The organism is Klebsiella sp. K5-204 (assembly GCF_030128585.1).
Taxonomy (GTDB): Bacteria; Pseudomonadota; Gammaproteobacteria; order Enterobacterales; family Enterobacteriaceae; genus Klebsiella; species Klebsiella quasipneumoniae.
Map to the genome: position 1 here is coordinate 23,778 of NZ_JAKUZS010000005.1, position 23,325 is coordinate 47,102.

Genomic DNA, 23,325 nt, shown 5'->3' on the forward strand with positions numbered 1-23,325 from the left:
TATGGGAATTATTCTTGGCGTCGTGATGTTCACGCTGATTGTGCTGGTGCTGTCGGGGCTTATCCTGGCAGCGCGCTCAAAGCTGGTGAACGCGGGCGACGTGGTTATTGAGATCAATAACGAAGCGGATAAGCAGATCCGTACCCCGGCGGGGGATAAGCTGCTGAACACGCTGTCCAGCAACGGGATTTTTGTCTCCTCCGCCTGCGGCGGCGGCGGCTCCTGCGGCCAGTGTCGGGTGACTATCAAAGAGGGTGGCGGCGATATCCTGCCGACCGAGCTTTCGCATATTACCAAACGCGAAGCCAAAGCCGGCTGCCGTCTGGCCTGCCAGGTCGCGGTGAAGCAAAACATGAAGATTGAGCTACCGGAAGAAATCTTCGGCGTCAAAAAATGGGAATGCGAAGTTATCTCCAATGATAACAAAGCTACTTTCATTAAAGAGCTCAAGCTGCGGATCCCCGAGGGGGAGGTGGTGCCGTTCCGCGCCGGGGGCTATATTCAGATCGAATGCCCACCGCATAAAGTGGCCTATGCTGACTTCGATGTCCCGGATGAATACCGCTCGGACTGGGACAAGTTCAACCTGTTCCGCTACGTCTCTGAGGTGAAAGAGCCGACCCTGCGCGCCTACTCGATGGCTAACTATCCGGAAGAGAAGGGCATCATTATGCTCAACGTGCGCATTGCGACGCCGCCGCCGAAGGTGCCGGATGCCCCGCCGGGGATCATGTCGTCCTATATCTGGTCGCTGAAGCCGGGCGATAAGGTGACGATTTCGGGGCCGTTCGGCGAGTTCTTTGCCAAAGAGACCGACGCCGAGATGGTGTTTATCGGCGGCGGCGCCGGGATGGCGCCGATGCGTTCGCATATTTTCGACCAGCTCAAGCGCCTGCACAGCACACGTAAAATCAGCTTCTGGTACGGAGCGCGCTCGCTGCGCGAGATGTTCTACGATGATGAGTTTGAACAGCTGGCGCGGGATAACCCGAACTTTACCTTCCACGTTGCGCTCTCCGATCCGCTGCCGGAAGATAACTGGACGGGGCATACCGGCTTTATCCATAACGTTCTGTACGAGAACTATCTGCGCGATCATCCGGCGCCGGAAGACTGCGAGTTCTACATGTGCGGGCCGCCGGTAATGAATGCCGCAGTGATTAAGATGCTGAAGGATCTGGGCGTCGAGGACGAGAATATTCTGCTCGACGACTTTGGAGGCTGACGATGCTGACGGTGTTTGTCGCAACCTTTGTGATTTTTGCGCTGGTGATCCTCGGGATGTCGCTGGGCTACCTGGTGAAGCGCAAGAGCATTCAGGGCAGCTGCGGCGGGATCTCCTCGCTGGGACTGGAGAAAGTCTGCGACTGTCCTGAGCCTTGCGACGCGCGTAAGAAACGTCTCGCCCGCGAGGCGCAGCGCCAGCAGCGGCGCATTTTGTAATCTTTGGCCATTTAGGCCTGATGGCGCTGCGCTTGCCGGACCTGCTGCTTCAGTTTTGTAGGCCGGGTAAGGCGCAGCCGCCACCCGGCATAAAGCGGCTCCGTGCCCGGTGGCGCTGCGCTTGCCGGGTCTGCTGCTTCGGTTTTGTAGGCCGGGTAAGGCGTAGCCGCCACCCGGCAACAACATGCCAGCAACGTGAGGCCGCTTTCGCGGCCTTTTTTAGCCATTGACTCCCTTACTGCCAGCTTTTCGCCTGCGCCGGGGAATCGACCATCACGCCGTCAGCGCCCAGCTCTTTCGCCGTGCGGTAATCTTCCGCACTGTTGATGCCGAAGAAGATAATGTGCGCTTTACCCTGCGAGCGGAAGCAATCCATCGCCTCTTTATCCCAGGTGAGCGTCGCCGGGGAGACCCCTTCCCCAAGGGTGAATTTCTCCACCACCTCTACCTTGCGCTTCAGCTCCAGCCCATACCATTGCTCGCCTTCGCGCTGGCTGGCAGGCTGGCACTGATGGCTGAGCGAAATACTGGCAAGTCTGGTGCGGGTTTCGCTGCGGGTGACGAAGCGGGGAATAGCCGGCGGCAGCGCGGCGATATAGCGGTCTTCGGTGGAATAGACCCGCACGCGATCGAGGCTGTGCGTAGCTTTTAACACCGCAAGCAGGCGCTCGCCCATCACGGTCGGGTCGGCATCCGGAGATTTAATGTCGATGTAGAAGAACGTGTGCGGCCATTGCTGCAAAACGGCTTGCAGCGTGGGAATGGTGGCCTGCCTGCCGCGCCAGGGGTGGCTGTCATCACCCCATTTCCAGCCGGCATCGACTTTCGCCAGCTCGGCGGCGGTCAAACTGGAAACGTTGCCCTCGCTATTGGTCAATGCGGAAAGATCGCTTGACCGGTAGAGCACCGGCACGCCGTCGTGGCTTAACTGCACCGTGACCCAGATGGCCTCGGCGTTATTCTCCAGCGCCAGCTTAATGGCCGGCAGGGTATTTTCTGGCGCATCGCCGGTGCCGCCGCGATGGGCAATCAGCTGCGGGGCGGCCCAGGCGCCGGCGGAGGCCAGCAGGCAAAGTGCGGTAAGTATTTTCTTCATGATTATATCTTCCAGATTTATAGGTTAACTTTATGAAAATAAACATAATTTATTGCAGTTTTATGTTTTAACCGCTTTTCTGGGCGATGAAATAAAAAAAGCATAAAATTCGCAGCGAGTTTTGCTATGCTGTATGGGTATACAGTGTTGAGTCTGACGATGCGTAAAATTATCCATGTCGATATGGACTGTTTCTTTGCGGCGGTGGAGATGCGCGACAACCCGGCGTTGCGCGACATACCTCTCGCGATAGGCGGCAGTCGGGTACAGCGTGGCGTGATTAGTACCGCGAACTATCCTGCGCGTAAGTTTGGCGTGCGCAGCGCCATGCCGACGGCGACGGCGCTCAAGCTGTGCCCGCATCTCACGCTGCTTCCCGGCCGCTTTGATGCCTACAAAGAAGCCTCGAACCATATCCGCGAAATTTTCTCCCGCTATACCTCGCGCATTGAGCCGCTGTCGCTGGATGAAGCCTATCTCGACGTCAGCGACAGCGTGCATTGTCACGGGTCGGCCACCCTGATCGCCCAGGAGATCCGCGAAACCATCGAACGGGAGCTGCGCCTCACCGCCTCGGCGGGGGTGGCGCCGGTAAAGTTTCTTGCCAAAATCGCCTCCGACATGAATAAACCCAACGGCCAGTTCGTTATCGCTCCCCATGAGGTGGCTGAGTTTGTACGGGCGCTGCCGCTGGCGAAAATACCCGGCGTCGGGAAGGTATCGGCGGCGAAGCTGGAAAATATGGGCCTGCGTACCTGTGGCGATGTACAGAACAGCGATCTGGCCATGCTGCTTAAGCGCTTCGGTAAATTCGGCCGTATTTTGTGGGAGCGCAGCCACGGGATTGATGAGCGGGAAATCCATAACGACCGGCAGCGCAAGTCAGTGGGGGTAGAGCGGACATTAGCGGAAGATATCCATGAATGGTCAGAGTGCGAAGCGATTATCGAAAATCTCTATCCCGAACTGGAGCGCCGGCTGGCGAAGGTCAAACCGGACCTGCTGATCGCCCGTCAGGGTATTAAACTGAAATTCAATGACTTCCAGCTGACCACCCAGGAGCACGTCTGGCCGCAGCTGAACAAAGCGGATCTGATTGCCACCGCGCACAAGGCCTGGGATGAGCGCCGCGGCGGACGTGGCGTGCGCCTGGTTGGGCTCCACGTGACGCTGCTCGATCCGCAGCTGGAAAGGCAGCTTTTATTAGGGATTTAACCATGCACATTCGTCCTTACCGCGACAACGATTTACCACTGCTCTGTCGGATATTTCTGCGCGCGGTGCGGGAAACGGCCTGCCGGGACTATACTCCGGCGCAGATTGCGGCCTGGGCGCAGGTGGATGAGACACGCTGGCGGCAAAAGCTGGCTGATGCAAACGGGCTGGTGGCGGAGATAGAGAATCAACCGGTTGGCTTTATCACCGCCATCGGGACGCATATCGATTTGCTCTTTGTCTCGCCGGATCACGGCCGGCAGGGTATCGGCGGCGCGCTTATCGAGGCGCTCTGCGCTCAGTATCCTGCGCAAATCCTGACGGTGGACGCCAGCATTACCGCGAGACCCTGTTTTACGGCCCATGGCTTTAAGGTGGTGGCTGAGCAGCGGGTGGCGGCGCGCGGGGAGTGGTTTATTAACTACCGGATGGAAAGCGCGGGACGCTAAGGTGAGGCGAGGGAGAAACCGGCGGCGGGCTGCCGCCGGTGGTGGGGCTTATTTAGCCGGAATGGCTTTCAGCAGCTCGGTCAGCAGCGTCCAGTACTGGCCGACGCTCTCGATATGGACCTGCTCATCCGGGGAGTGCGGACCGGTAATGGTTGGCCCGATGGAGACCATGTCCATCTCCGGATACGGTTTTTTGAACAGACCGCATTCCAGACCGGCGTGGATGATCTGGATGTTCGGCGTTTTGTTGAACAGACGCTGGTAAGTCTCGCGCACCAGGTGCATTACCGGCGAGTTGGCGTCCGGCTGCCAGCCAGGGTAAGCGCCTTTGGCTTCGGTTTTCGCCCCCGCCAGTTTACCCAGAGATTCCAGCATGCTGACCACATAGTCTTTGCCGCTGTCGATCAGCGAGCGGATCAGGCAGTGGATCTGCACATTTTCATCGGTCATGGTGACGACGCCGACGTTCAGCGAGGTTTCTACTACGCCTTTCGCCACGTCAGAGTTGCGGATAACCCCGTTCGGCGTGGCGTTCAGCAGGCGGATGAAACCGTCGCGGGAGGCCTGAGTCAGCGCCGCTTTGTCGTTCTCTACCGCTTCCAGGAGCACCACCAGGTTCTTCTCTTTGGCCGCCAGCTCGTTTTGCAGCAGCGCCTGGTAAGTATTCACCAGCGCTTTCAGCGCATCGGCTTTATCCGCGGCGACGGCGACAGTAGCGTATGCTTCACGCGGGATGGCGTTGCGCAACGTACCGCCGTTGAAATCGACCAGACGCAGATCCAGCTCATCGGCATGACCGGCAAGGAAGCGCGACAGCAGCTTGTTGGCGTTACCCAGACCGAGATGGATGTCACCGCCGGAGTGGCCGCCCTTCAGCCCTTTTAAGGTCACTTTAAAGCTCTGGAAACCGGCCGGAATCGCTTCGCGGGTCAGCGCCAGGTTTGAGGTGAAATCGATCCCGCCGGCGCAACCCATATAGATTTCGCCTTCTTCTTCGGAGTCGGTGTTGATCAGGATATCGGCCTGCAGCCAGTTGGCCTGCAGACCGAAGGCGCCGTCCATACCGGCTTCTTCGGTCATGGTCAGCAGCACTTCCAGCGGGCCGTGAGCGACGCTGTCGTCGGCCAGTACCGCCAGTGCGGACGCCATCCCGATACCGTTGTCCGCGCCCAGCGTGGTGCCGCGCGCTTTCACCCATTCTCCGTCAATGTACGGCTGGATCGGATCTTTGGCGAAGTCGTGGACGGTGTCGTTATTTTTCTGCGGCACCATATCGAGGTGCGCCTGCAGCGCTACCGGCTTACGGTTTTCCATACCGGCAGTCGCGCCTTTACGAATCAGAATGTTGCCAACCTGGTCGCGTTCCGCGTGTAAGCCTTTTTCTTTTGCCCAACCCATAATGTGCTCGGCGAGCTGTTCTTCGTGATAGGACGGGTGCGGGATGGAGCAAATCTTGGCGAAAATATCCCAAAGCGGCTGCGGGGATAGTTGAGACAGTTCAGACACGGTAAGTCTCCTTACAGACTCCTGCATACAGCGGTTGCAGGACGAGGGTTAGCGTTAAAATACACAACAAGCCCGGGCTTGCGCGATGGGGGTGAGAATACCACTTTCCACCGCCGCAGGTAGTGTAAACAACGCAAAAAGCGTTGCGCAAACCGCTTAACACTGGTTTTTAGTGCGTCAGATCTCTATAATCTCGCGCAACCATTTTCCCCCTCGAACATTATTTAAGCCGTATTACACAGGCTGGGACACTTCACATGAGCGAAAAATACGTCGTCACCTGGGACATGTTGCAGATTCACGCCCGCAAACTGGCCAGCCGTCTGCTGCCGGTTGAGCAATGGAAAGGCATTATTGCCGTTAGCCGCGGTGGACTGGTACCGGGGGCGTTACTGGCGCGTGAACTGGGCATTCGTCATGTTGATACCGTATGCATCTCCAGCTACGACCATGATAACCAGCGCGAGCTGAAAGTGCTGAAACGTGCGGAAGGCGATGGCGAAGGCTTTATCGTTATCGACGATCTGGTGGATACCGGCGGGACCGCCGTAGCGATCCGCGAAATGTATCCCAAAGCGCACTTCGTCACCATTTTCGCCAAGCCGGCAGGCCGTCCGCTGGTGGATGATTACGTGGTTGATATTCCGCAGGATACCTGGATTGAACAGCCGTGGGATATGGGCGTGGTGTTTGTACCGCCTATCGCAGGTCGTTAATTCTTCAGGACAGTGCTATTTACCACGCCCGGCTTGCCGGGCGTGGTTTTTTTTATCCTCTAGCAGGTTACAATATCCGGAGTGGCACTACGACGGAGACTGCACATGTCACAGGCTAACCTCAGCGAAACGCTGTTTAAACCTCGCTTCAAACATCCCGAAACCTCTACGCTGGTACGCCGGTTTTCTGCCGGAAAACCCCAGGCGATGCAGTCAGCGCTGAGCGGCAATCACGTCGAACACTGGTACCGTCTGATCAATCGCTTAATGTGGATCTGGCGCGGCGTAACCCCGCAGGAGATCCTTGATGTGCAAGCGCGCATTGTGATGAGCGAGGCCGAACGAACGGATCCCGAGCTGTTCGATACCGTCATCGGCTATCGCGGCGGCAACTGGATCTTTGAGTGGGCGAAAGAGGCGATGCAGTGGCAGCAAAAGGCCGGGCAGGAAGCCGATCCTTTGCTGAGCGGCCGCCACTGGCTGCATGCTTCGAACCTGTACAGCATTGCCGCTTATCCGCATATTAAAGGCGATGAGCTGGCGGAACAGGCGCAGGCTTTAGCCAACCGGGCGTATGAAGAGGCCGCCCAGCGGCTGCCTGGCGCCCTGCGCGAGCTGGAGTTCACCATTCCTGGCGGTTCGCCGATCACCGGCTTTTTGCATATGCCGAAAGGCGAGGGGCCGTTTCCGACGGTGCTGATGTGTGGGGGGCTGGACTCGCTGCAGACGGATTATTACAACCTGTATGAGAACTACTTCTCACCGCTCGGCATTGCCATGCTGACCATTGATATGCCCTCCATCGGCTTCTCGTCAAAATGGACGCTGAATCAGGATACCAGCCTGCTGCATCAGCACGCGCTGCGCCATCTGGAAAATGTGCCATGGATCGACCATACCCGGGTCGCCGCCTTCGGCTTCCGTTTTGGCGCCAATATCGCGGTGCGTCTCGGTTACCTGGAGCCGCAGCGGCTGAAGGCCGTAGCCTGTCTGGGGCCGGTGGTCCACGGTCTGCTGGTGGATCCTCTGCATCAGGGGCGCGTGCCGGAAATGTACCTCGACGTGCTGGCCTCGCGGCTGGGCATGCATGACGCGTCCGATGAAGCGCTGCGCGTGGAGCTCAACCGCTACTCGTTAAAAACCCAGGGACTGCTGGGACGCCGTTGCCCGACGCCGATGCTCTCCGGCTTCTGGAAGGACGATCCGTTCAGCCCCGAAGAGGAGTCGCGGTTAATCACCTCGTCATCTGCCGATGGCAAACTGCTGGAGATCCCGTTTAACCCGGTGTATCGCAATTTTGATCACGCATTGCGACAGATCGCCCGCTGGATCAACCATAGATTTGGTTAATTTATTGCTAAATTCTATTGGTTTGGTAAAACAGTTGCATCACTAAAGGAGATCGCAATGACGTTACCGAGTGGACACCTGAAAAGTAAGTTGATCAAGAAATTCACGGCGCTAGGGCCTTACATTCGCGAAGAGCAGTGCCATGACAACCGTTTCTTTTTCGATTGCCTGGCAGTTTGCGTCAACGTTAAGCCCGCACCGGAGAAGCGTGAATTCTGGGGCTGGTGGATGGAAATGGAAGCACAAGAGTCACGTTTCACCTATAGCTACCAGTTTGGCCTGTTCAATAAAGAAGGGTCATGGCAGGCGGTCGACATTGACGACCCGGAAGTGAGCGACAGACTGGAAAAAACGCTGCGCGAGTTTCACGAGCGCGCCGCAGCGCTGCTGACCACCTTTAATCTGAAGCTGGAACCGGCCGACGATTTCAGCGAGCCGGTTCGCCTGCGCGCCTGATTGATCTACAGATACGATTCCTCCACGCCCGTGCGGCGTGGAGGAGCGTGACGAAGACTTTGCCGCCCCACCCGCACTCTCCACACCGCCACCTGACTCACACTGCCTGCGGCTGCAGCTTGCCGGCCATCGCCTGCTGAATAATCGGGATCGGCGTCAGTAAGTGCTCGCGCATCAGCGCGCTGGCCTGCTCGGCGTCGCGCGCCAGAATAGCGTCCACCAGGGTCTGATGCTGGACATGCTTATCTTCCAGCATCTCCACCGACAGGACGGTGGTGCGCAGCCAGATAAAACGGTAGCGGGCTGCCAGATCGAAGAGCCGCTCGCGCATTTGCAGCAGATACTGCGAACCGCAGCCGGCGACGATGGCGGTGTGAAACGCCTGGTGGCGCTGGTCCCACTCATCGAGTAAGCGCTCACTTGCCTCGCACGACTCCAGCTTGTTGAGCAGATGGGCGCGGGCCAGCAGCTCCGCCTCCCACTCATCGCCGCCGCGCTCGATGGCGAGGCGCACCAGCATGGCTTCCATGTTGGCGCGCGCGTCGAAGATATCGAGAAGCTCCTGTTCCGACATGGGCGCCACCCGATAGCCTTTCTGATTGACCACCGTCACCAGCCGCTCGGCCACCAGCTGCGAAAGCGCCTCGCGCAGCGGACCGACCCCCAGGGCATAGCGCGAGGTCAACAGGCTCATCCGCAGCTTCTCATCGGGTTGGTAGACCCCGCGGATGATGTCGTTTTTTAACCAACGGTACCCGTCAATGGCCGTCGCCTGGGAAATGGCGGTCATGATCTTACTCCTGAATACTCTTCCCGGCGGGGGCCGGGAACAGGGTTAACGCGTATTTTGCAGCGGCAGTTTTTGCCACAATACCAGCTTTTTCCAGCGCGACATAATCGGTACCGTACAAATAATTCCCAATGCTAACAGGCCGGTAGAGATCACCTCCAGCTGCTGCGCCGGACGGAACAGCATCACCACCAGCACGAAGGTGATAAAGGCGATCACCAGCCATGTCAGGTACGGATAGAGCCACATTCTGAGACGGATCTCGCCGCCTTGCGCCTGAAGGATTTTACGCATCCGCAGTTGCGAAACGGCGATCACCAGATAGACCAGCAGGGCGATGGCGCCGGAGCTGTCGATGAGGAATTTAAACACCTTGGCAGGCGCGTAGTAGTTCACCACCACGGTGAGGAACGCCGCGCCGGTGGAGAGGAGCACCGCCACGTACGGCGTTTTGCTGCGGTTGGTCCGCCCCATGAAGGCCGGCGCATCGCCGCGGCGGCTCAGGGAGTAGAGCATCCGCGAGGCGGTATACAGCGCCGAGTTCAGACAGCTGGTGACCGACAGGAGGATCACGCCGTCCATAATCAGCTTGGCATAGGGAATATGCAGCAGCTCGAGCACCGAGCGGTAGGAGCCGATGCTCTTCAGCCCCGGCATATTCCATGGGATGAGGGCGACGACGATAAAGATCGAGCACAGATAAAAAATAGAGATACGCCAGATCACCGAGTTGGTGGCGCGCACGATATGTTTATCCGGGGTATCCGATTCGGCGGCGGCAATAGTGACAATCTCCGCGCCCATAAACGAGAACATGGTGATCAGCATCGCGCTCAGCACCGCGCCGAAGCCGTTGGGCATAAAGCCGCCGTGATCCCACAGACGCGAAATGCCGCTCACCTCGGCATACGGATAAAAGCCGGTAATGGCGACCGCGCCCAGTACGATAAACGCCAGAATAGCGACCACTTTGCACAGCGCCAGCCAGAACTCGAATTCGCCGTAGTTTTTGACGCTCAGCAGATTACTGCCGGTGAGGGCGAGGGTGATGACCAGAGAGAACAGCCACACCGGGACGCCCGGCACCCATGAATGCAAAATAATCGCCGCGATATTGGCTTCCAGCGGAATAACCAATACCCAAAACCACCAGTACAGCCAGCCGATGGTATACCCCGCCCAGCGGCCGATGGCTTTATCGGCATAGGTGGAAAAGGAGCCGGTATCCGGCGTGGCGACCGCCATTTCGGCCAGCATACGCATAATCATCACCACCAGTAGCCCGGCAAACAGATAGGCCAGCAGCACCGCCGGGCCCGCCTCGGCAATGGCGACGCTGGATCCGACAAATAAACTCGCGCCGATCACCCCGGCGATAGATAACATCGTGACGTGGCGCGACTTCAGCCCCGCCCCTAAATCCTGTGATTGCGACAGTTGCCCCATCATTTACCCTCTCGAAGTGTGTCACCTGGGAGAGCGCCCCGACATTCCCGCGCCGGGGCACGCGTATTATTGTTGTTTTGCAGGTCTCGTCTTTATTCCCTTACTAACGTACTTCGTGTCCGCATGTCTGGTGTGCTATGCCTGTTTCGCCTCGGTAAAGCAGTCGGCGATGATCTTCAGCCCCTGCTCGATCTGCGCCTCTTCGATGGTCAGCGGCACCAGGATGCGCAGCACGTTGTAGTACGGCCCGCAGGAGAGCAGGATCAGACCTTTGTCGCGCGCCCGGGCGACAATATCCGCCGTCAGCCTGGCGTTCGGCCTGCTGTGGTCGCCCTCTTCAAACAGCTCAATGGCGATCATCGCTCCCAGACCGCGCACGTCGCCGATCTCCGGATGATCTTCTGCGATCGCCAGCAGGCCCTGGCGCAGGGTATCGCCGAGCTGGTTGGCTTTTTCCAGCAGATTCTCCTGCTCGAAAATCTGCAATACCGCCAGGGCGGCGGCGCAGGCGATGGGGTTGCCGGCGTAGGTGCCGCCCAGTCCGCCCGGGGCGATGGCGTCCATCACCTCCGCGCGGCCGGTGACGCCCGCCAGCGGGAAACCGCCGGCGATGGATTTGGCGAAGGTGGTGATATCCGCCGCGACGCCCATCTGCTCCATGGCGAACAGGGTACCGGTGCGGCCCGCGCCGCTCTGTACTTCATCGGCGATGAGCATAATGCCGTGCTCGTCGCACAGGGCGCGCAGACGCTGCATAAAGGCCGGGGAGGCGGCATAGAATCCGCCTTCACCCTGCACCGGCTCGATAATGATGGCGGCGATATCTTCCGGCGCGGCATCGTTTTTGAAGATACGATGGATGCTGGCGATCGCCTCTTCATCGCTGACGCCGTGCAGCGCGCACGGATAGAGGGCGCGATAGACGTGACCCGGCATTAAGCCCATACCGGCGGAGTATGGATTCACTTTACCGGTCAGCGACAGGGTGTAGTGAGTGCGGCCGTGATAGGCGCCGGTGAAGGCGATCGCGCCGCTGCGCCCGGTTGCCGCGCGGGCGATCTTCACTGCGTTCTCCACCGCTTCCGACCCGGTGGTCACCAGCAGGGTTTTCTTGGCGAAATCACCAGGCACCTTCTGGTTCATCTTTTCGCACAGCGCCAGGTAGGGCTCGTAGGCCAGCACCTGGAAGCAGGTATGGGACAGTTTTTTCAGCTGGTCCTCCACGGCGGCGACAATCTGCGGATGCAGGTGGCCGGTATTGAGCACCGCGATACCGCCGGCAAAATCGAGATATTCCCGCCCTTCGACGTCCCACACCCGGCAGTTCTCCGCGCGCTCGGCGAAGACAGGATGGATCTGGCCGACGCCGCGCGGGACCGCGTCGTTGCGACGCGCCATCATTGCTTTATTGCTGTTCATCCGTCACTCCTGTTAAAGGCCAATACACATGTATTTGATTTCTAAGTAGTCTTCGATGCCGTACTTCGACCCTTCGCGGCCGAGGCCGGAGGCCTTAACGCCGCCGAACGGGGCGACTTCGGTGGAGATAATTCCGGTATTGATGCCGATGATGCCGTACTCCAGCGCTTCGCCGACGCGGAACACACGGCTCAGATCGCGGGCGTAGAAATAGGCGGCGAGACCGAACTCGGTATCGTTGGCCTGGGCAATGACGTCGGCTTCATCTTTAAAGCGGAACAGCGGGGCCAGCGGGCCGAAGGTCTCCTCTTTCGCCACTTTGGCGCTGTCGGGCACGTTGACCAGGATGGTGGGCTGGAAGAAGTTGCCGCCCAGGGCGTGCGGTTTGCCGCCGGTGACCACCTTTGCGCCTTTGGCGATGGCGTCGGCAATGTGTTCTTCAACTTTGGCGACGGCTTTCTCGTCGATCAGCGGGCCGGTCGTGACGCCCTCCTGCAGGCCGTCGCCGATGCGCAGTTTTTCCACCGCCTGCTGCAGCTTCTCGGCGAAACGGTCATACACCCCGTCCTGGACGTACAGGCGGTTGGCGCAGACGCAGGTTTGCCCGGCGTTGCGGAACTTCGACGCCAGCGCCCCCTCGACGGCTTTATCGAGATCGGCATCGTCGAAGACGATAAACGGCGCGTTGCCGCCCAGCTCCAGGGAGACTTTTTTGATGTCTTTCGCGCACTGCTCCATCAGCTGGCGGCCAATCTCGGTCGAGCCGGTAAAGGAGAGCTTGCGTACCAGCGGGTTGCTGGTCAGTTCGCCGCCGACCGCGCCGGCTGAGCCGGTGACGACGTTGAACACCCCGGCGGGGATCCCGGCGCGATTCGCCAGTTCGGCCAGCGCCAGCGCGGAAAACGGCGTCTGGCTGGCCGGTTTCAGGACCATGGTGCAGCCCGCGGCCAGCGCCGGGCCCGCTTTGCGGGTGATCATCGCCGCCGGGAAGTTCCACGGGGTGATGGCGGCGGTGACGCCGATGGGCTGCTTAATCACCAGCAGGCGCTTGTCGGCCTGGTGGCCCGGAATGGTGTCGCCGTAAATGCGTTTACCTTCTTCGGCGAACCATTCAATAAAGGAGGCGGCGTAACTGATTTCGCCTTTGGCTTCCGCCAGCGGTTTCCCCTGCTCGAGGGTCATCAGACGGGCGAGATCGTCCTGGTTCTCCAGCATGAGATCGAACCAGCGGCGCAGAATATTCGCCCGCTCTTTGGCGGTGAGGGCGCGCCAGGCGGGAAGGGCGCGGTTAGCGGCTTCGATCGCTTGTCGGGTTTCGTCAGCGCCCATTTTCGGCACGCTGCCGAGCTGCTCGCCGTTGGCGGGGTTGGTCACCGCAATCACGTCGCCGTTGGGCGCATCGCGCCACTGACCATCAATCAGCGCCTGCTGGCGAAACAGAGTCATATCGTTGAGTTGCATAATCGCTTCCTGTCTTCAGGGGGTTAACGGGTAAAAGCGGCGTGTAGTGTCTCCACGCTACGTGCCGCACGCAGCGTGCGTCCGGGATTGCTCTGGCTGGCCAGCAGGGTCTGCACCTTGCTGACGATATGCGCGCCGATCGGGATAGCCGACGTCGCCGCGGGTGACGGCGCGTTACAGGTGTGAATGGAACGCGCGGTGGTGACGAAGAGAAAATCGTCGATCAGTTTGCCCTGCGGCGACACCGCCTGCGCCCGCACACCGGCCGGCCACGGGCGCAAATCGCGCAATGTCAGGCTCGGGCAGTATTTCTGCACCAGCCGCAGATAGCCGCTTCGGCACAGCGAATTTTTCATTTCGCCCAGCCCGGAGCGCAGGTTGTTTTGCAGTACCCGGCGAATGCCGGGCGAGGTGAGGATCTCCAGGGTATCGGCCAGCGAAATATCGCGCTTGCGATAGCCTTCGCGCTTCAGGGCCAGCACGGCGTTGGGGCCGACGGTGACGCTGCCGTCGATCATGCGGGTCAGGTGGACGCCGAGGAACGGCATCGCCGGATCGGGGATCGGATAGATCAGATGGTTGACGATCTGATTGTGCTGCGGAGCGAGCTGGAAATACTCCCCGCGGAACGGGCAGATGATAAACCCGGGATCGACGCCGAGCATTTTCACCAGTCGATCGGCCATCAGCCCGGAACAGGTAATCAGCGTCGAGGCTTCATACTCGCCGCCCTGGCGGGTGTGGACGACCACGCCGCTGGCGTGTTCTTTCAGGGCGCTGACTTCGGCGTTGTAGACGATGGCGCCGCCTTTCGATTCGAAGTTCTTCGCCATCGCCGCCGCCACGTCGCGATAGCTGACGATGCCGCTGGAAGGGACGAAGATCCCGCCGAGTCCGCTGATGTTCGGTTCGCGCTCGCGCAGCTCCCCGGCGCTCAGCCATTCCCGCTGCAGGCCGTTGGCGGCGGTGCGATCCCACAGGGCGCGCATCCGCTCCATCTCCAGCGGCGAGGTGGCGACCAGCATCTTGCCGCAGACGTCGTAGCGGATGCCGTTCTGCTCGCAAAAGGCTTTGGTGGCGCGGTTGCCGGCGAGGCAAAACTGCGCCTTGAGGCTGCCGGGCGTGTAGTACACCCCGGCGTGGATCACGCCGCTGTTATGGCCGGTCTGATGGCAGGCCGGGCCGGCCTCTTTTTCCAGCAGCGCAATGCGGGCGTCCGGGTAAATCTCAATTAACTGCATGGCGGTCGACATGCCGATGATGCCGCCGCCGATAATCACGAAATCATACATCCGCTCAATTCCTTCGCCTGAAAACCCTTATTGATGAGTCTGGTAATGATTCGTGGAATACGCAAAGTAGCCGCGCTGGCGCATCAGCTCGCGGCGCAGGTCCGGGTGCGGCGTAAAGCGGTCGCGGCCGTGCAGCCAGAACAGGTTGTTTATCAACAGAAATTTGCCTACCGGAACCGGTACAGAAAGAATGTTTTTGCTGGTCTCCAGCGCGTCGGAGAGGCGGCTCAGCCAGGTGCCTTCTTCGAAATCTTTCGGCTGGACGAACTGGTCGATATAGCGCATCACCGGGCGACCCAGCTGGTCGACGTCGAATACCGGGTGGAAGACATCTTTGCTGACGTTTTTGCTCGGCGGCGCGGCCCAGCGCATCGGGCGGCGGGCGAGCGGGTCGCGGAAGAATTCGTCGAGATGCTCCCAGTCGTCGAGATGCAGCAGCAGGGAATTGCCGCCCTGCATGTTCTGCTCGTCGATCTTCATCATCAGCACATAGTCGGTTTGCTCTTCGACGTAGGTGCCGTCGTTGTGCAGCTCCATCACCCGGTGCGGCTGGCGCAGATAGCTGTCGGAGTTATCGACGTTTTTCACCACGAAACGGGCGTAATACTGGCCGCTCATGGCGTCGAAATTGGAACGGCCAATCAGGTGCGCCACGGCGGTGGCCAGCTTGACCATCTCCTCGGCCTGGCTGACGTTATCGATCCCTTCGCCGTTGATCAGCAGCGCGCCTTCCGCGCGGTCGAGCAGCTTTTTGATCAGCAGCGGCTGCAGCTGGTTGCCGCACAGATCGTCGAGGATCTTGCCCACCTGAAAGCGTAAGAAAGATTTGTACTCCAGCGCCTGCACCGGCCACTGCGCGACCTGCTGCAGAAACTGGGCGGTGGTGTCGGCGGAAAAGGTGAGCTCCAGCAGGCGCGGCGACTGGGCGGAAGGGGCGACGGTAAAGCCAGGGAAGTGTTGAGCTAACGGCGCGGATGTCGGTTTTACTGCGGTCAGGGCGTTCATCAGGATCGTTCCTCGCAATGGAATGGAAGGTCAGGGTGATGTTCATTTCGTAGCCATAAATTAAAAATATCTACATTTTTATAAAATGCGTACGGAATGGCCTTTTTGTTTCTATTTTGTGATCTGACAACAATTATTTAACAATGCGAGGGGGATAAGGCGGTGGTTAACGTTGAGGAACAAAGCGGGTGGCGGAAAAGGCAAAATGCCGGGGAGGGTGAAGGTAAATCATAACGCCGATCACAGTTTTTAATCTGTGCAATACCCTTACCAGATGAAGGTGTTAACATTCAGCCGGTAAATACCTTTCAATGCTCACCGAGGCTTCGATGCTGGAGAATGTCATTATCAGATAATCAGCTTCCCGACCTGCCCAGGCCGGACTGATTATCGCTGCGCTTAAACCTTACGCACACACCTGCGGGTGTAGGCATGTTTTCGCACATGATAATGAACAGGTTTCAGTATGAATTTATCCCGTCAGGAACAACGGACCTTACACGTACTCGCCAAAGGTGGCCGTATTGCGCACGTCCGTGATACCTCCGGCCGCATTACCGCCGTCGAATGCTACACCCGGGAAGGGCTGTTGCTGAGCGACTGCACCCTCGCGGTCTTCAAAAAGCTCAAAACCAAAAAGCTGATTAAGTCGGTGAATGGCCAGCCGTACCGGATCAACACCACCGGTTTGACCAACGTTCGCGCGCAGGCGGACAACCGCTGATACAGCGACCCGGGCAGGGTCGCTGCCCGGGCGTATGGCTCTCAAGGAGAAAAACCCATGATCGATATCCCTCGCATTTTTACTATCAGTGAAAGCGAACACCGTATTCATAACCCTTTTACCCCGGAAAAGTACGCCACGCTGGGGCGGGCGCTGCGAATGGCGCCGGGCGCCTCCATTCTTGACCTCGGCAGCGGCTCCGGAGAGATGCTCTGTAGCTGGGCGCGCGATCATCAGATCGTCGGCACCGGGGTGGACATGAGCCTGCTGTTCAGCCAGCAGGCGGCCGCCCGGGCAGAGGCGCTCGGGGTGAGCGACCGGGTGACCTTTGTGCACCAGGATGCCAGCGGGTATGTCGCCAGTCAGCCGTGCGATATTGCCGCCTGCGTGGGGGCAACGTGGATCGGCGGCGGCGTGGCAGGCACGATTGCGCTGCTGAAGCAGAGCCTTAACCCAGGCGGCATGCTGCTGATCGGCGAGCCATGGTGGCGCAAACGCCCCGCCACGGCGGAAGAGGCGGTTGCCTGCGGCGCGCACTCTCCCGACGACTTCCTGACGCTGCCGGCGCTGGTCGCCCACTTCGGCGAACTGGGCTATGACGTAGTGGAGATGGTGCTGGCGGACCAGGAGGGCTGGGATCGTTATGAAGCGGCGAAATGGCTGACGATGCGCCGCTGGCTGGAGGCCAATCCGCACGATGACTTCGCGCCGGAGGTTCGCCAGCAGTTGACCACCGCGCCGCTGCACCACGTCACCTGGACCCGGGAATATCTCGGCTGGGGCGTGTTTGTCCTGATGGCGCGTTAACCAGCGTGTCGGTAGCGTCGGGAGGCGCTACCGACCATCTTCAGACCTTCAGCTCCTCGTAGCTGACCATGACGTGTTGGCGAAAGGCGGGCCGTGCGGTTAGCCGTGCATAATAGGCCGCAAGATGGAGGAGGGGACGACGGGTGATATCGATTGCAAAGTAGCGGTACAGCACATGACCAAACTGGATGTCGGCCAGGGTGAGCGTATCGCCCACCAGATAGCGACTGCCGGCGAGACGTGCCTCGGCAATCGCCAGCTTTTGCTCCAGGGCCGTCACCGCCGCGGCGATGGCCTGCGGATCCCGCTCGGCGGCAGGCGTGCGCACCACGCGCCAGAACACCGGCGCCGTAAAGCCGAGGGCAATATTCTGCTTTGACCACTCGGCCCAGCGATCAACCTCAGTACGAGCCAGCAGGTCGCCCGGCCAGAAGGCGTCGTCGGCGTAGCGGCTGGCTAAATAGCGAAGGATCGCGCCGGTTTCCCACAGCGGCGGATTATCGCCATCCTGCAGCACTGGCACCGTACGATTGGGATTGAGCTGATAAAACGCCTCGCTGTCGGTACCGCCATAGCGATGGCCCACGTCGAAGCGGAGATAGTCCAGACCAAGCTCGCCAACACACCACATCAGCGCCTGCACGTTAGAGGAAGTTTTTCGGCCCCAGATAGTCAGCATCGGGATCTCCTGTGAACAGGGGAAAGAAGGAGCATAGCAGGTAGGGTTGAAAACGGGAGGGGTCACAAAAGAAATGAGTCACCTCGCCGCGCAGGGGGCGGCCGCGCTGGTCAGATGTTCAAACCAGAGGCGTCGCTGAGCCAGCTATTCAGCGCACAGCATGAGAGGAAGAAACAGAGGGCAACAGTTTGCCCTCTGTTTACTTAAGTGGTCTTGTACTAAGGTGTGGCGCTAAAAAACTCGCCAAATTTGACGGCCAGCCAGCCGACAGGCGTCGTGGCGCCGCCGACGATATTGGTGATCTCGGCCATCCCTTCCGGTACCGGAATATGTGAGTTCACCGCCGCCTGAGTATATTCTTGCGAAATGTCCGTCCCGACATACAGGATGCAGGTCACGATCAGGGTTCCGGTTATGAACATGCGGAACATATTTCGTTTACAGAACGGCGTGACCATTGCCAGCAGGAACATTAACGAAGCCAGATCGACAAAGGGCAGTACGCGGTTGCCGGGCAGAATGATAGACAGCACCACAGCCATAGGGATTAACAGCAGACCGGTCGCCAGTACCGAAGGTTCACCGATCAATAACGCCGTATCCATCCCGATGTAAAAATCGCGCCCCGGAAATTTAGCCTTCAGTTTTGCTTCAGCGGCATCACGAACAATCAACAATCCCTGCACCAGAATTTCAATCATTTTCGGCAGCAGCAGCATGGCGGCTGAAACCTTAATGGCCAGTGAAACGGCAGCGGAAATGTCATATCCAGCCAGGAAGGCCAACAGCAGTCCCAGCACAAACCCCAGGGTAAGAGGCTCGCCAAAAACGCCGAATTTTTTATTAATACTTTCCGGATCGAAATTGATTTTATTGATGAGCGGGATCTTATCAATGATGTAATTACAGGCAATGCCAAACGGCACGTAAGCTATACAGGTAAGATGTGGGAATGATATCCCTTTAAGATTATAGTTTTTTTGTAAATACGGCGCCGTTAAATCTGCGGCCAATAGCGTCAACACAAAAATAGCGAAAGTAATACCGACAGAAAGCCAGTAATTTCCCGTTCCGGCATAGACCACAGACCCCATGATCAGGAAAATCCAGTAATTAAAAATATCGATATTCACCGTTTTGGTTAATTTCAACAGAAGCATGGCCAGGTTGATGACGATAAAGCCCACCACGACGGGCAGCATCAGCGGCGAACCCCAGCCAATAGTCGATGCGGTAGGCCAACCGGTATCAACGACCGTTAACTGCAGGCCGATACGCTCAACCATCGCCTGCGATGCCGGGCCCAGGTTTGTCAGCAGCAGGCCAATCACCAGCCCCACCCCTTCAAAACCAATGCCGACCAGCATCCCTGCTTTAAATGCCGTACCGATTTTAACGCCAAAGCAAAGCGCGATAATAAAGAATATTACTGGCATCATTACTGATGCCCCCAGACTAATAATGCTGTTGATAATATCCATAATGATTCCTTAAAAGGCGGGCGAATTGGGCACGAGTTAACCCGTGCCCATTGGGCCCTGTTAATACCTTTAATGGTTCTTTTAGTATTTAACTGAGTTTCTTTAAAAGGATCTCAGCGAAGCGTTTGGGCGAATTACTGAATGCGTCAATGGTACTCCCGGCAATATGGGGCGTAATGGTCACGTTATTCAGGGTATAGAATGCACTGTCGTCAGGAAGCGGTTCGTCATCAAAGGTATCAAGCGCGGCGCCCATAATTTGCCCGGATCTGAGCGCATCAATCATCTCTTTTTCATTGATTAACCCGGAGCGTGCCGTGTTAACAATGATGGCACTGCGCTTCATCAGCGCGAAATGGTGTGCGTTAATCAGATTTTCGGTTTCCGGCGTCAGGCGAGCATGTAACGAGATAACGTCGGCGCGTTGTACCAGTTCGTCCAGTGAATCGACTTTCTCATAACGTTCATGGCCTGCAACGTACTTATCGTAAAAGATAATCTCCGTGCCAAAGCCGCTGAGAAATCCCGCGACCAGTTGGGCAATATGGCCGAGGCCAACCAGCCCCACGACTTTTCCGCCAAGCTCCGGGATCGCCTGATGGTTCGGGCTGTCTTTACGCCAGTATTTATCACGCAGGGCATCGTGTGACCGGGCGATATTGCGCATTTCCGCCAGGATCATGCCGACCGTGAATTCAGCGACGCTGCGAGCGTTACGCCCCGGGGTGTTCATCACCTCAACGCCCCGGGCGTTCGCCACCTCAAGATTCACGTTTTCCACGCCACCGCGGAGTACGCCTACATATTTCAGCGTGGGTAGTTTATCGAACACCGCAGTATTGACGGGGGCAAACTGAGTGATCAGGATGTCAATATCACCCGCTCCCTGAAGCAGATCTTCCGGTAAGGCCACGGCTTCCGCGCCCTCCTGTTCAACCCGCAGATTATCTTCCTGAAGTTTCTCAATGGAGTCATGTGACCACTCGCGTACTTCGACTTCAATCCCGTTATCCCTGAGCGCTTTCAGTCCTGATTCCATCATTGCTGCATTGATAAACAGATCGGCAATTGCCAGACATTTCATAATGATTCTCCCTCGATTAACGCATCAACATACCGCCGGTAACGTCCAGAGTTGCTCCCGTCATATAGCTGGTCTTAGGAGAAACCATGAAGACACCGATGTCGGCAATTTCCTGAGGCTGAGCCACGCGGCCCACCGGAATACGACTGACGTAATAGTCAGGGTTTTGCTCAATGTTCTTACGGATCATCGCAGTATCCATGATCCCGACGGCGATATTGTTCACATTGATTTTTTGTTTGGCGACTTCACGCGCCAGAGAAATAGCAAAGGCGACCAGACCGGCCTTACTTGCCGCGTAGTGCGCATGTCCCGTCGTGGAGCCGTGGAACGCGGCCTGCGAGGTAATATTCAGAATGCTGCCCATCCGGTCATGCTGCAGGCAGTGATTTACAAATAGCTGGCTGAGATGGAAGATGGCTTTCAGATTGACATTCATCACCAGATCCCAGTCCTGCGGGCTGATCTCGGTGACGTAGCCGCTCAGCCAGATCCCGGCGTTATTCACCAGAATGTCGGCTTTGCCCAGCCTGTCAATACAGGTGGCAAACAGATTTTCCCGGCTCTGTTCGTCAGAGAGATCGGTTTTAACCGCGATGATCTCTACGTTCGCGCTGGCCTTCACCGTTTCGATCAGCCGTTCGGGATGCTCTTCTTCCCGCATATAGGTAAAGCAGATATTGACGCCTTCTTTGGCGAGCGAAAGAACAAACTCTTTCCCCAGGCCGGTTGCGCCGCCTGTCACGATGGCCGTACGATTCGTTAAATTCAGATCCATTTTGTCCTCACTTAGTGCGCGATGTAGTTGCTGCAGCTTTTCCACGGCGACTGCATTTCTGATAACAGGTTTTTATAAAGCTGGTATTTGGTCTGGTAGACCCGGTGATTTTCCGGATTAGGGGAGACGGTGCGTGAGACATGGACCATTTCGTTTGAGGCAGCAAATACCTCTGCAAACCAGCCCACCATGACGGCTGCGGTCATCGCGGTACCCAGGGTCCCGTGCTCTTTGACGTCAACGATTTCCAGCGTGGCCTGGAAGATATCGGCGAATATCTGTAGCCAGACCGGGGAGTTCGTGACACCGCCGGCAATACGAATTGTGCGGCTTAACTTCGGGTTAATATTGCGCAAGCGCTCGGTGTGGTAGAGATGGCTAAAGGCCACGCCCTCATAAATCGCCCGCAGAAAATGGGCTTTTTTATGAAAGCTGTTTACACCGATAAAGCCGGCCGAGGCGTCGGGAATGGTGTTAGAGCCAAACACGAACGGAAAGAACAGCAGGTGGCTTTCATCCGGCGTCGTTGACGAAACCAGCTTATTGCACAGGTCATAGACCGACGATCCTTGCTCGGCGGAGGTTTTCCGATCGCTCTCCATAAAGTTGTTAATAAACCACTCCAGGTTGCTCGCGGAGGTGGGGCTGGCCTCGGTGATGAGCCATTTACCCTCAATGGGATAAATGGAGGTCATAAACAGATCTTTATCAATAACCGGGTGGTCGGTAACGTATTCGTTTATGCTCCAGGTGCCGGTGACGATCGCCATCTTATCGAGACTGTTGATCCCCGAGGCAATGGAAGAGGCCGAGATATCAAACACCCCGCCAGAAACCGGCGTACCTGCGCATAAACCGGTCAGACGGGCCACGTCGTCAGTGATTTTTCCGCAGCATTCCGTTGAGCGTTTGATGGGGGGCAATTTGTCCCGCAGTTCATCAAGTCCCCACCATGCCAGCAGTTCATCGTCATACTTGCAGTCACGTACGTTGATCAGGTTGGTGCCTGAGATATCGGTCAGCTCAAGAAAAGCCTCTCCGGTCAGGTAAAAACGGATCAGGTCCTTGACCATAAAAATATAACGCGCTTTTTGCAGCGTCTCGGGCTCGAAGTCCTTCAGCCATGCCAGCAAGGCGACAGGTTGTCCGGCCCAGATGGACTGCATTGTTTTTGGCAAAATGTCGGTAAGGAATTCTGGCGAGCGTTGCCATCTCTCAACGTACTCTTTTGCCCGGCTGTCGGTGGATATAATGCCGTTACGCACCGGGTGACCTTCTTCGTCAACCAGATACAGACCGTTACCATGACCGGTGACGGCCACACCTTTTATCTGGCTGGCATCAATACCTGATTGCTCAATCGCTTTTTTAATCACTTCGACATTAGCGGCCCACAGCTCATCGATACTGCGCTCTGTGTGGAATTCCCGGGGTGTCAGCATCTGCGTGGATTTTGAGGCGATCGCGAGCACCTGTCCTTTACGGTCATAGATGGCTGCCTTGGTGACGGTTCCACCATTGTCGATGCCCATGACGTATTCATCTTTCATTCGCGTGGACTCCTTATTGGTTACCATAAGCCGGGCTCGCTGGTGGTTATCCCTTTAAATCCGGCATGGAATATTTTATCTACAAGGTATTTGCGCTTAACAAAGCCTCCGGCGATGAATACCACATCAAAGCCTTTCAAATTTCGGCTAATCAACTCCAGACACTGGCAGGCATATTCAGCAGGTAAGATTTCAATTGCGTCCGGTGGACTGTGTTTAACAATATCGAGCGACTGATCAAGCGATCGCGAATCGATAAGTAAAACCCGATATACGGTCAGCAATCCCTCTTTTTTGGCGTAGCGTAGCGCGGAGAGATTGGAAGAAATAACACCATCAACCTTATAATAATTTTTCAGTAGATTGATCCCCGCCTGATCCGGTTTAAAACCACCCAGTAATTCAAGATGAACGAGGACCTTCTTACCGCTTTGATGGCATTTGCCAATCAGCGACTGCAGATTGCCGATATTCGCTTCGGATAGCAGCACATATTCTGACTGGCAGGTTAATGCTTTCTCAAAGTATTTATACTTCCTGATGGAAGGGATGATGGTGTTATTTAAAATCATATTAAT

At 57.4% G+C, this 23,325-nt stretch carries 24 protein-coding genes; 9 read left to right on the forward strand and 15 right to left on the reverse strand.

The window, feature by feature from the left end:
* Position 1 precedes the first annotated feature (1 nt).
* Complete coding sequence (nqrF, locus tag MKR05_RS13970) at positions 2-1,225, forward strand: NADH:ubiquinone reductase (Na(+)-transporting) subunit F (RefSeq protein WP_284118252.1); 1,224 nt, start codon at positions 2-4, stop codon at positions 1,223-1,225.
* A gap of 2 nt (positions 1,226-1,227) precedes the next feature.
* On the forward strand, positions 1,228-1,443 hold the full coding sequence (gene nqrM / locus MKR05_RS13975; RefSeq protein ID WP_004204638.1) for a (Na+)-NQR maturation NqrM: 216 nt from the start codon (positions 1,228-1,230) through the stop codon (positions 1,441-1,443).
* 11 nt (positions 1,444-1,454) lie between these two features.
* Here nqrM and MKR05_RS13980 read toward each other — a convergent pair whose 3' ends face one another.
* Positions 1,455-1,670, reverse strand: coding sequence for a hypothetical protein (locus MKR05_RS13980; RefSeq protein ID WP_131096065.1), 216 nt, complete (start codon positions 1,668-1,670; stop codon positions 1,455-1,457).
* 8 nt (positions 1,671-1,678) lie between these two features.
* The gene (locus MKR05_RS13985) at positions 1,679-2,539 is read right to left on the reverse strand and encodes a glycerophosphodiester phosphodiesterase family protein (RefSeq protein WP_032453039.1); all 861 of its coding nucleotides are present in this window, start codon (positions 2,537-2,539) and stop codon (positions 1,679-1,681) included.
* Between the two features lie 159 nt (positions 2,540-2,698).
* On the opposite strand from MKR05_RS13985, the gene dinB reads away from it, so the two are divergent.
* Both dinB and MKR05_RS13995 read left to right on the forward strand, forming a co-directional pair.
* Positions 2,699-3,754, forward strand: coding sequence for a DNA polymerase IV (gene dinB, locus MKR05_RS13990; protein WP_072422529.1), 1,056 nt, complete (start codon positions 2,699-2,701; stop codon positions 3,752-3,754).
* Positions 3,755-3,756: 2 nt separating this feature from the next.
* Positions 3,757-4,203, forward strand: a complete 447-nt coding sequence (locus MKR05_RS13995; RefSeq protein WP_048296768.1) for a GNAT family N-acetyltransferase — start codon at positions 3,757-3,759, stop codon at positions 4,201-4,203.
* 48 nt (positions 4,204-4,251) lie between these two features.
* Here the strand turns inward: MKR05_RS13995 and pepD are convergent, their stop codons facing one another.
* A complete protein-coding gene (pepD, locus tag MKR05_RS14000) occupies positions 4,252-5,709 on the reverse strand; it encodes a cytosol nonspecific dipeptidase (protein ID WP_101989286.1) in 1,458 nt (485 codons plus the stop codon).
* Positions 5,710-5,966: 257 nt separating this feature from the next.
* Here pepD and gpt point away from each other — a divergent pair, with 257 nt between their 5' ends.
* The 3 genes from gpt (at position 5,967) to crl (ending at position 8,231) form a co-directional block, all read left to right on the forward strand.
* Positions 5,967-6,425 (forward strand): xanthine phosphoribosyltransferase, encoded by a 459-nt coding sequence (gene gpt / locus MKR05_RS14005; RefSeq protein ID WP_002889733.1) that lies wholly within the window; start codon positions 5,967-5,969, stop codon positions 6,423-6,425.
* 105 nt (positions 6,426-6,530) lie between these two features.
* The gene (gene frsA, locus MKR05_RS14010; protein WP_023288512.1) at positions 6,531-7,775 is read left to right on the forward strand and encodes an esterase FrsA; all 1,245 of its coding nucleotides are present in this window, start codon (positions 6,531-6,533) and stop codon (positions 7,773-7,775) included.
* Between the two features lie 57 nt (positions 7,776-7,832).
* Positions 7,833-8,231, forward strand: coding sequence for a sigma factor-binding protein Crl (gene crl / locus MKR05_RS14015; RefSeq protein ID WP_002889793.1), 399 nt, complete (start codon positions 7,833-7,835; stop codon positions 8,229-8,231).
* 97 nt (positions 8,232-8,328) lie between these two features.
* Here the strand turns inward: crl and csiR are convergent, their stop codons facing one another.
* From csiR to glaH, 6 genes are all read right to left on the reverse strand, one after another.
* Entirely contained in the window at positions 8,329-9,021 is a 693-nt protein-coding gene (gene csiR, locus MKR05_RS14020) for a DNA-binding transcriptional regulator CsiR (protein WP_023288513.1), read from the reverse strand.
* A gap of 45 nt (positions 9,022-9,066) precedes the next feature.
* Positions 9,067-10,467: a GABA permease gene (gene gabP / locus MKR05_RS14025; RefSeq protein ID WP_050533149.1), complete on the reverse strand. Its 1,401-nt coding sequence runs from the start codon at positions 10,465-10,467 to the stop codon at positions 9,067-9,069.
* Positions 10,468-10,602: 135 nt separating this feature from the next.
* Complete coding sequence (gabT, locus tag MKR05_RS14030; protein ID WP_023288515.1) at positions 10,603-11,886, reverse strand: 4-aminobutyrate--2-oxoglutarate transaminase; 1,284 nt, start codon at positions 11,884-11,886, stop codon at positions 10,603-10,605.
* Positions 11,887-11,898: 12 nt separating this feature from the next.
* Positions 11,899-13,347, reverse strand: a complete 1,449-nt coding sequence (gene gabD / locus MKR05_RS14035) for an NADP-dependent succinate-semialdehyde dehydrogenase (protein WP_023288516.1) — start codon at positions 13,345-13,347, stop codon at positions 11,899-11,901.
* Between the two features lie 23 nt (positions 13,348-13,370).
* Positions 13,371-14,639 (reverse strand): L-2-hydroxyglutarate oxidase, encoded by a 1,269-nt coding sequence (gene lhgO, locus MKR05_RS14040; protein ID WP_032453044.1) that lies wholly within the window; start codon positions 14,637-14,639, stop codon positions 13,371-13,373.
* A 27-nt stretch (positions 14,640-14,666) separates the two neighbouring features.
* Positions 14,667-15,644 (reverse strand): glutarate dioxygenase GlaH, encoded by a 978-nt coding sequence (glaH, locus tag MKR05_RS14045; protein WP_101989285.1) that lies wholly within the window; start codon positions 15,642-15,644, stop codon positions 14,667-14,669.
* 466 nt (positions 15,645-16,110) lie between these two features.
* Between glaH and MKR05_RS14050 the strand changes: the two genes are divergently transcribed.
* Both MKR05_RS14050 and MKR05_RS14055 read left to right on the forward strand, forming a co-directional pair.
* The gene (locus MKR05_RS14050; protein WP_032453046.1) at positions 16,111-16,368 is read left to right on the forward strand and encodes a YjhX family toxin; all 258 of its coding nucleotides are present in this window, start codon (positions 16,111-16,113) and stop codon (positions 16,366-16,368) included.
* Between the two features lie 57 nt (positions 16,369-16,425).
* Positions 16,426-17,175 carry a cyclopropane-fatty-acyl-phospholipid synthase family protein gene (locus MKR05_RS14055; RefSeq protein WP_050533125.1) on the forward strand — a complete coding sequence of 250 codons (750 nt, stop codon included), beginning with the start codon at positions 16,426-16,428 and terminating at the stop codon, positions 17,173-17,175.
* Between the two features lie 40 nt (positions 17,176-17,215).
* On the opposite strand, the gene MKR05_RS14060 is transcribed toward MKR05_RS14055, so the two are convergent.
* The 6 genes from MKR05_RS14060 to MKR05_RS14085 form a co-directional block, all read right to left on the reverse strand.
* Positions 17,216-17,854, reverse strand: coding sequence for a glutathione S-transferase family protein (locus MKR05_RS14060; RefSeq protein ID WP_048334109.1), 639 nt, complete (start codon positions 17,852-17,854; stop codon positions 17,216-17,218).
* Positions 17,855-18,072: 218 nt separating this feature from the next.
* Positions 18,073-19,335 (reverse strand): PTS galactitol transporter subunit IIC, encoded by a 1,263-nt coding sequence (locus tag MKR05_RS14065; protein ID WP_023288522.1) that lies wholly within the window; start codon positions 19,333-19,335, stop codon positions 18,073-18,075.
* 88 nt (positions 19,336-19,423) lie between these two features.
* Positions 19,424-20,419: a 2-hydroxyacid dehydrogenase gene (locus MKR05_RS14070; RefSeq protein ID WP_044521147.1), complete on the reverse strand. Its 996-nt coding sequence runs from the start codon at positions 20,417-20,419 to the stop codon at positions 19,424-19,426.
* 16 nt (positions 20,420-20,435) lie between these two features.
* The gene (locus MKR05_RS14075) at positions 20,436-21,197 is read right to left on the reverse strand and encodes an SDR family NAD(P)-dependent oxidoreductase (RefSeq protein WP_023288524.1); all 762 of its coding nucleotides are present in this window, start codon (positions 21,195-21,197) and stop codon (positions 20,436-20,438) included.
* An 11-nt stretch (positions 21,198-21,208) separates the two neighbouring features.
* On the reverse strand, positions 21,209-22,747 hold the full coding sequence (locus MKR05_RS14080) for an FGGY-family carbohydrate kinase (protein ID WP_048296783.1): 1,539 nt from the start codon (positions 22,745-22,747) through the stop codon (positions 21,209-21,211).
* 20 nt (positions 22,748-22,767) lie between these two features.
* Entirely contained in the window at positions 22,768-23,319 is a 552-nt protein-coding gene (locus tag MKR05_RS14085) for a glycerol-3-phosphate responsive antiterminator (RefSeq protein ID WP_023288526.1), read from the reverse strand.
* Positions 23,320-23,325 lie beyond the last annotated feature (6 nt).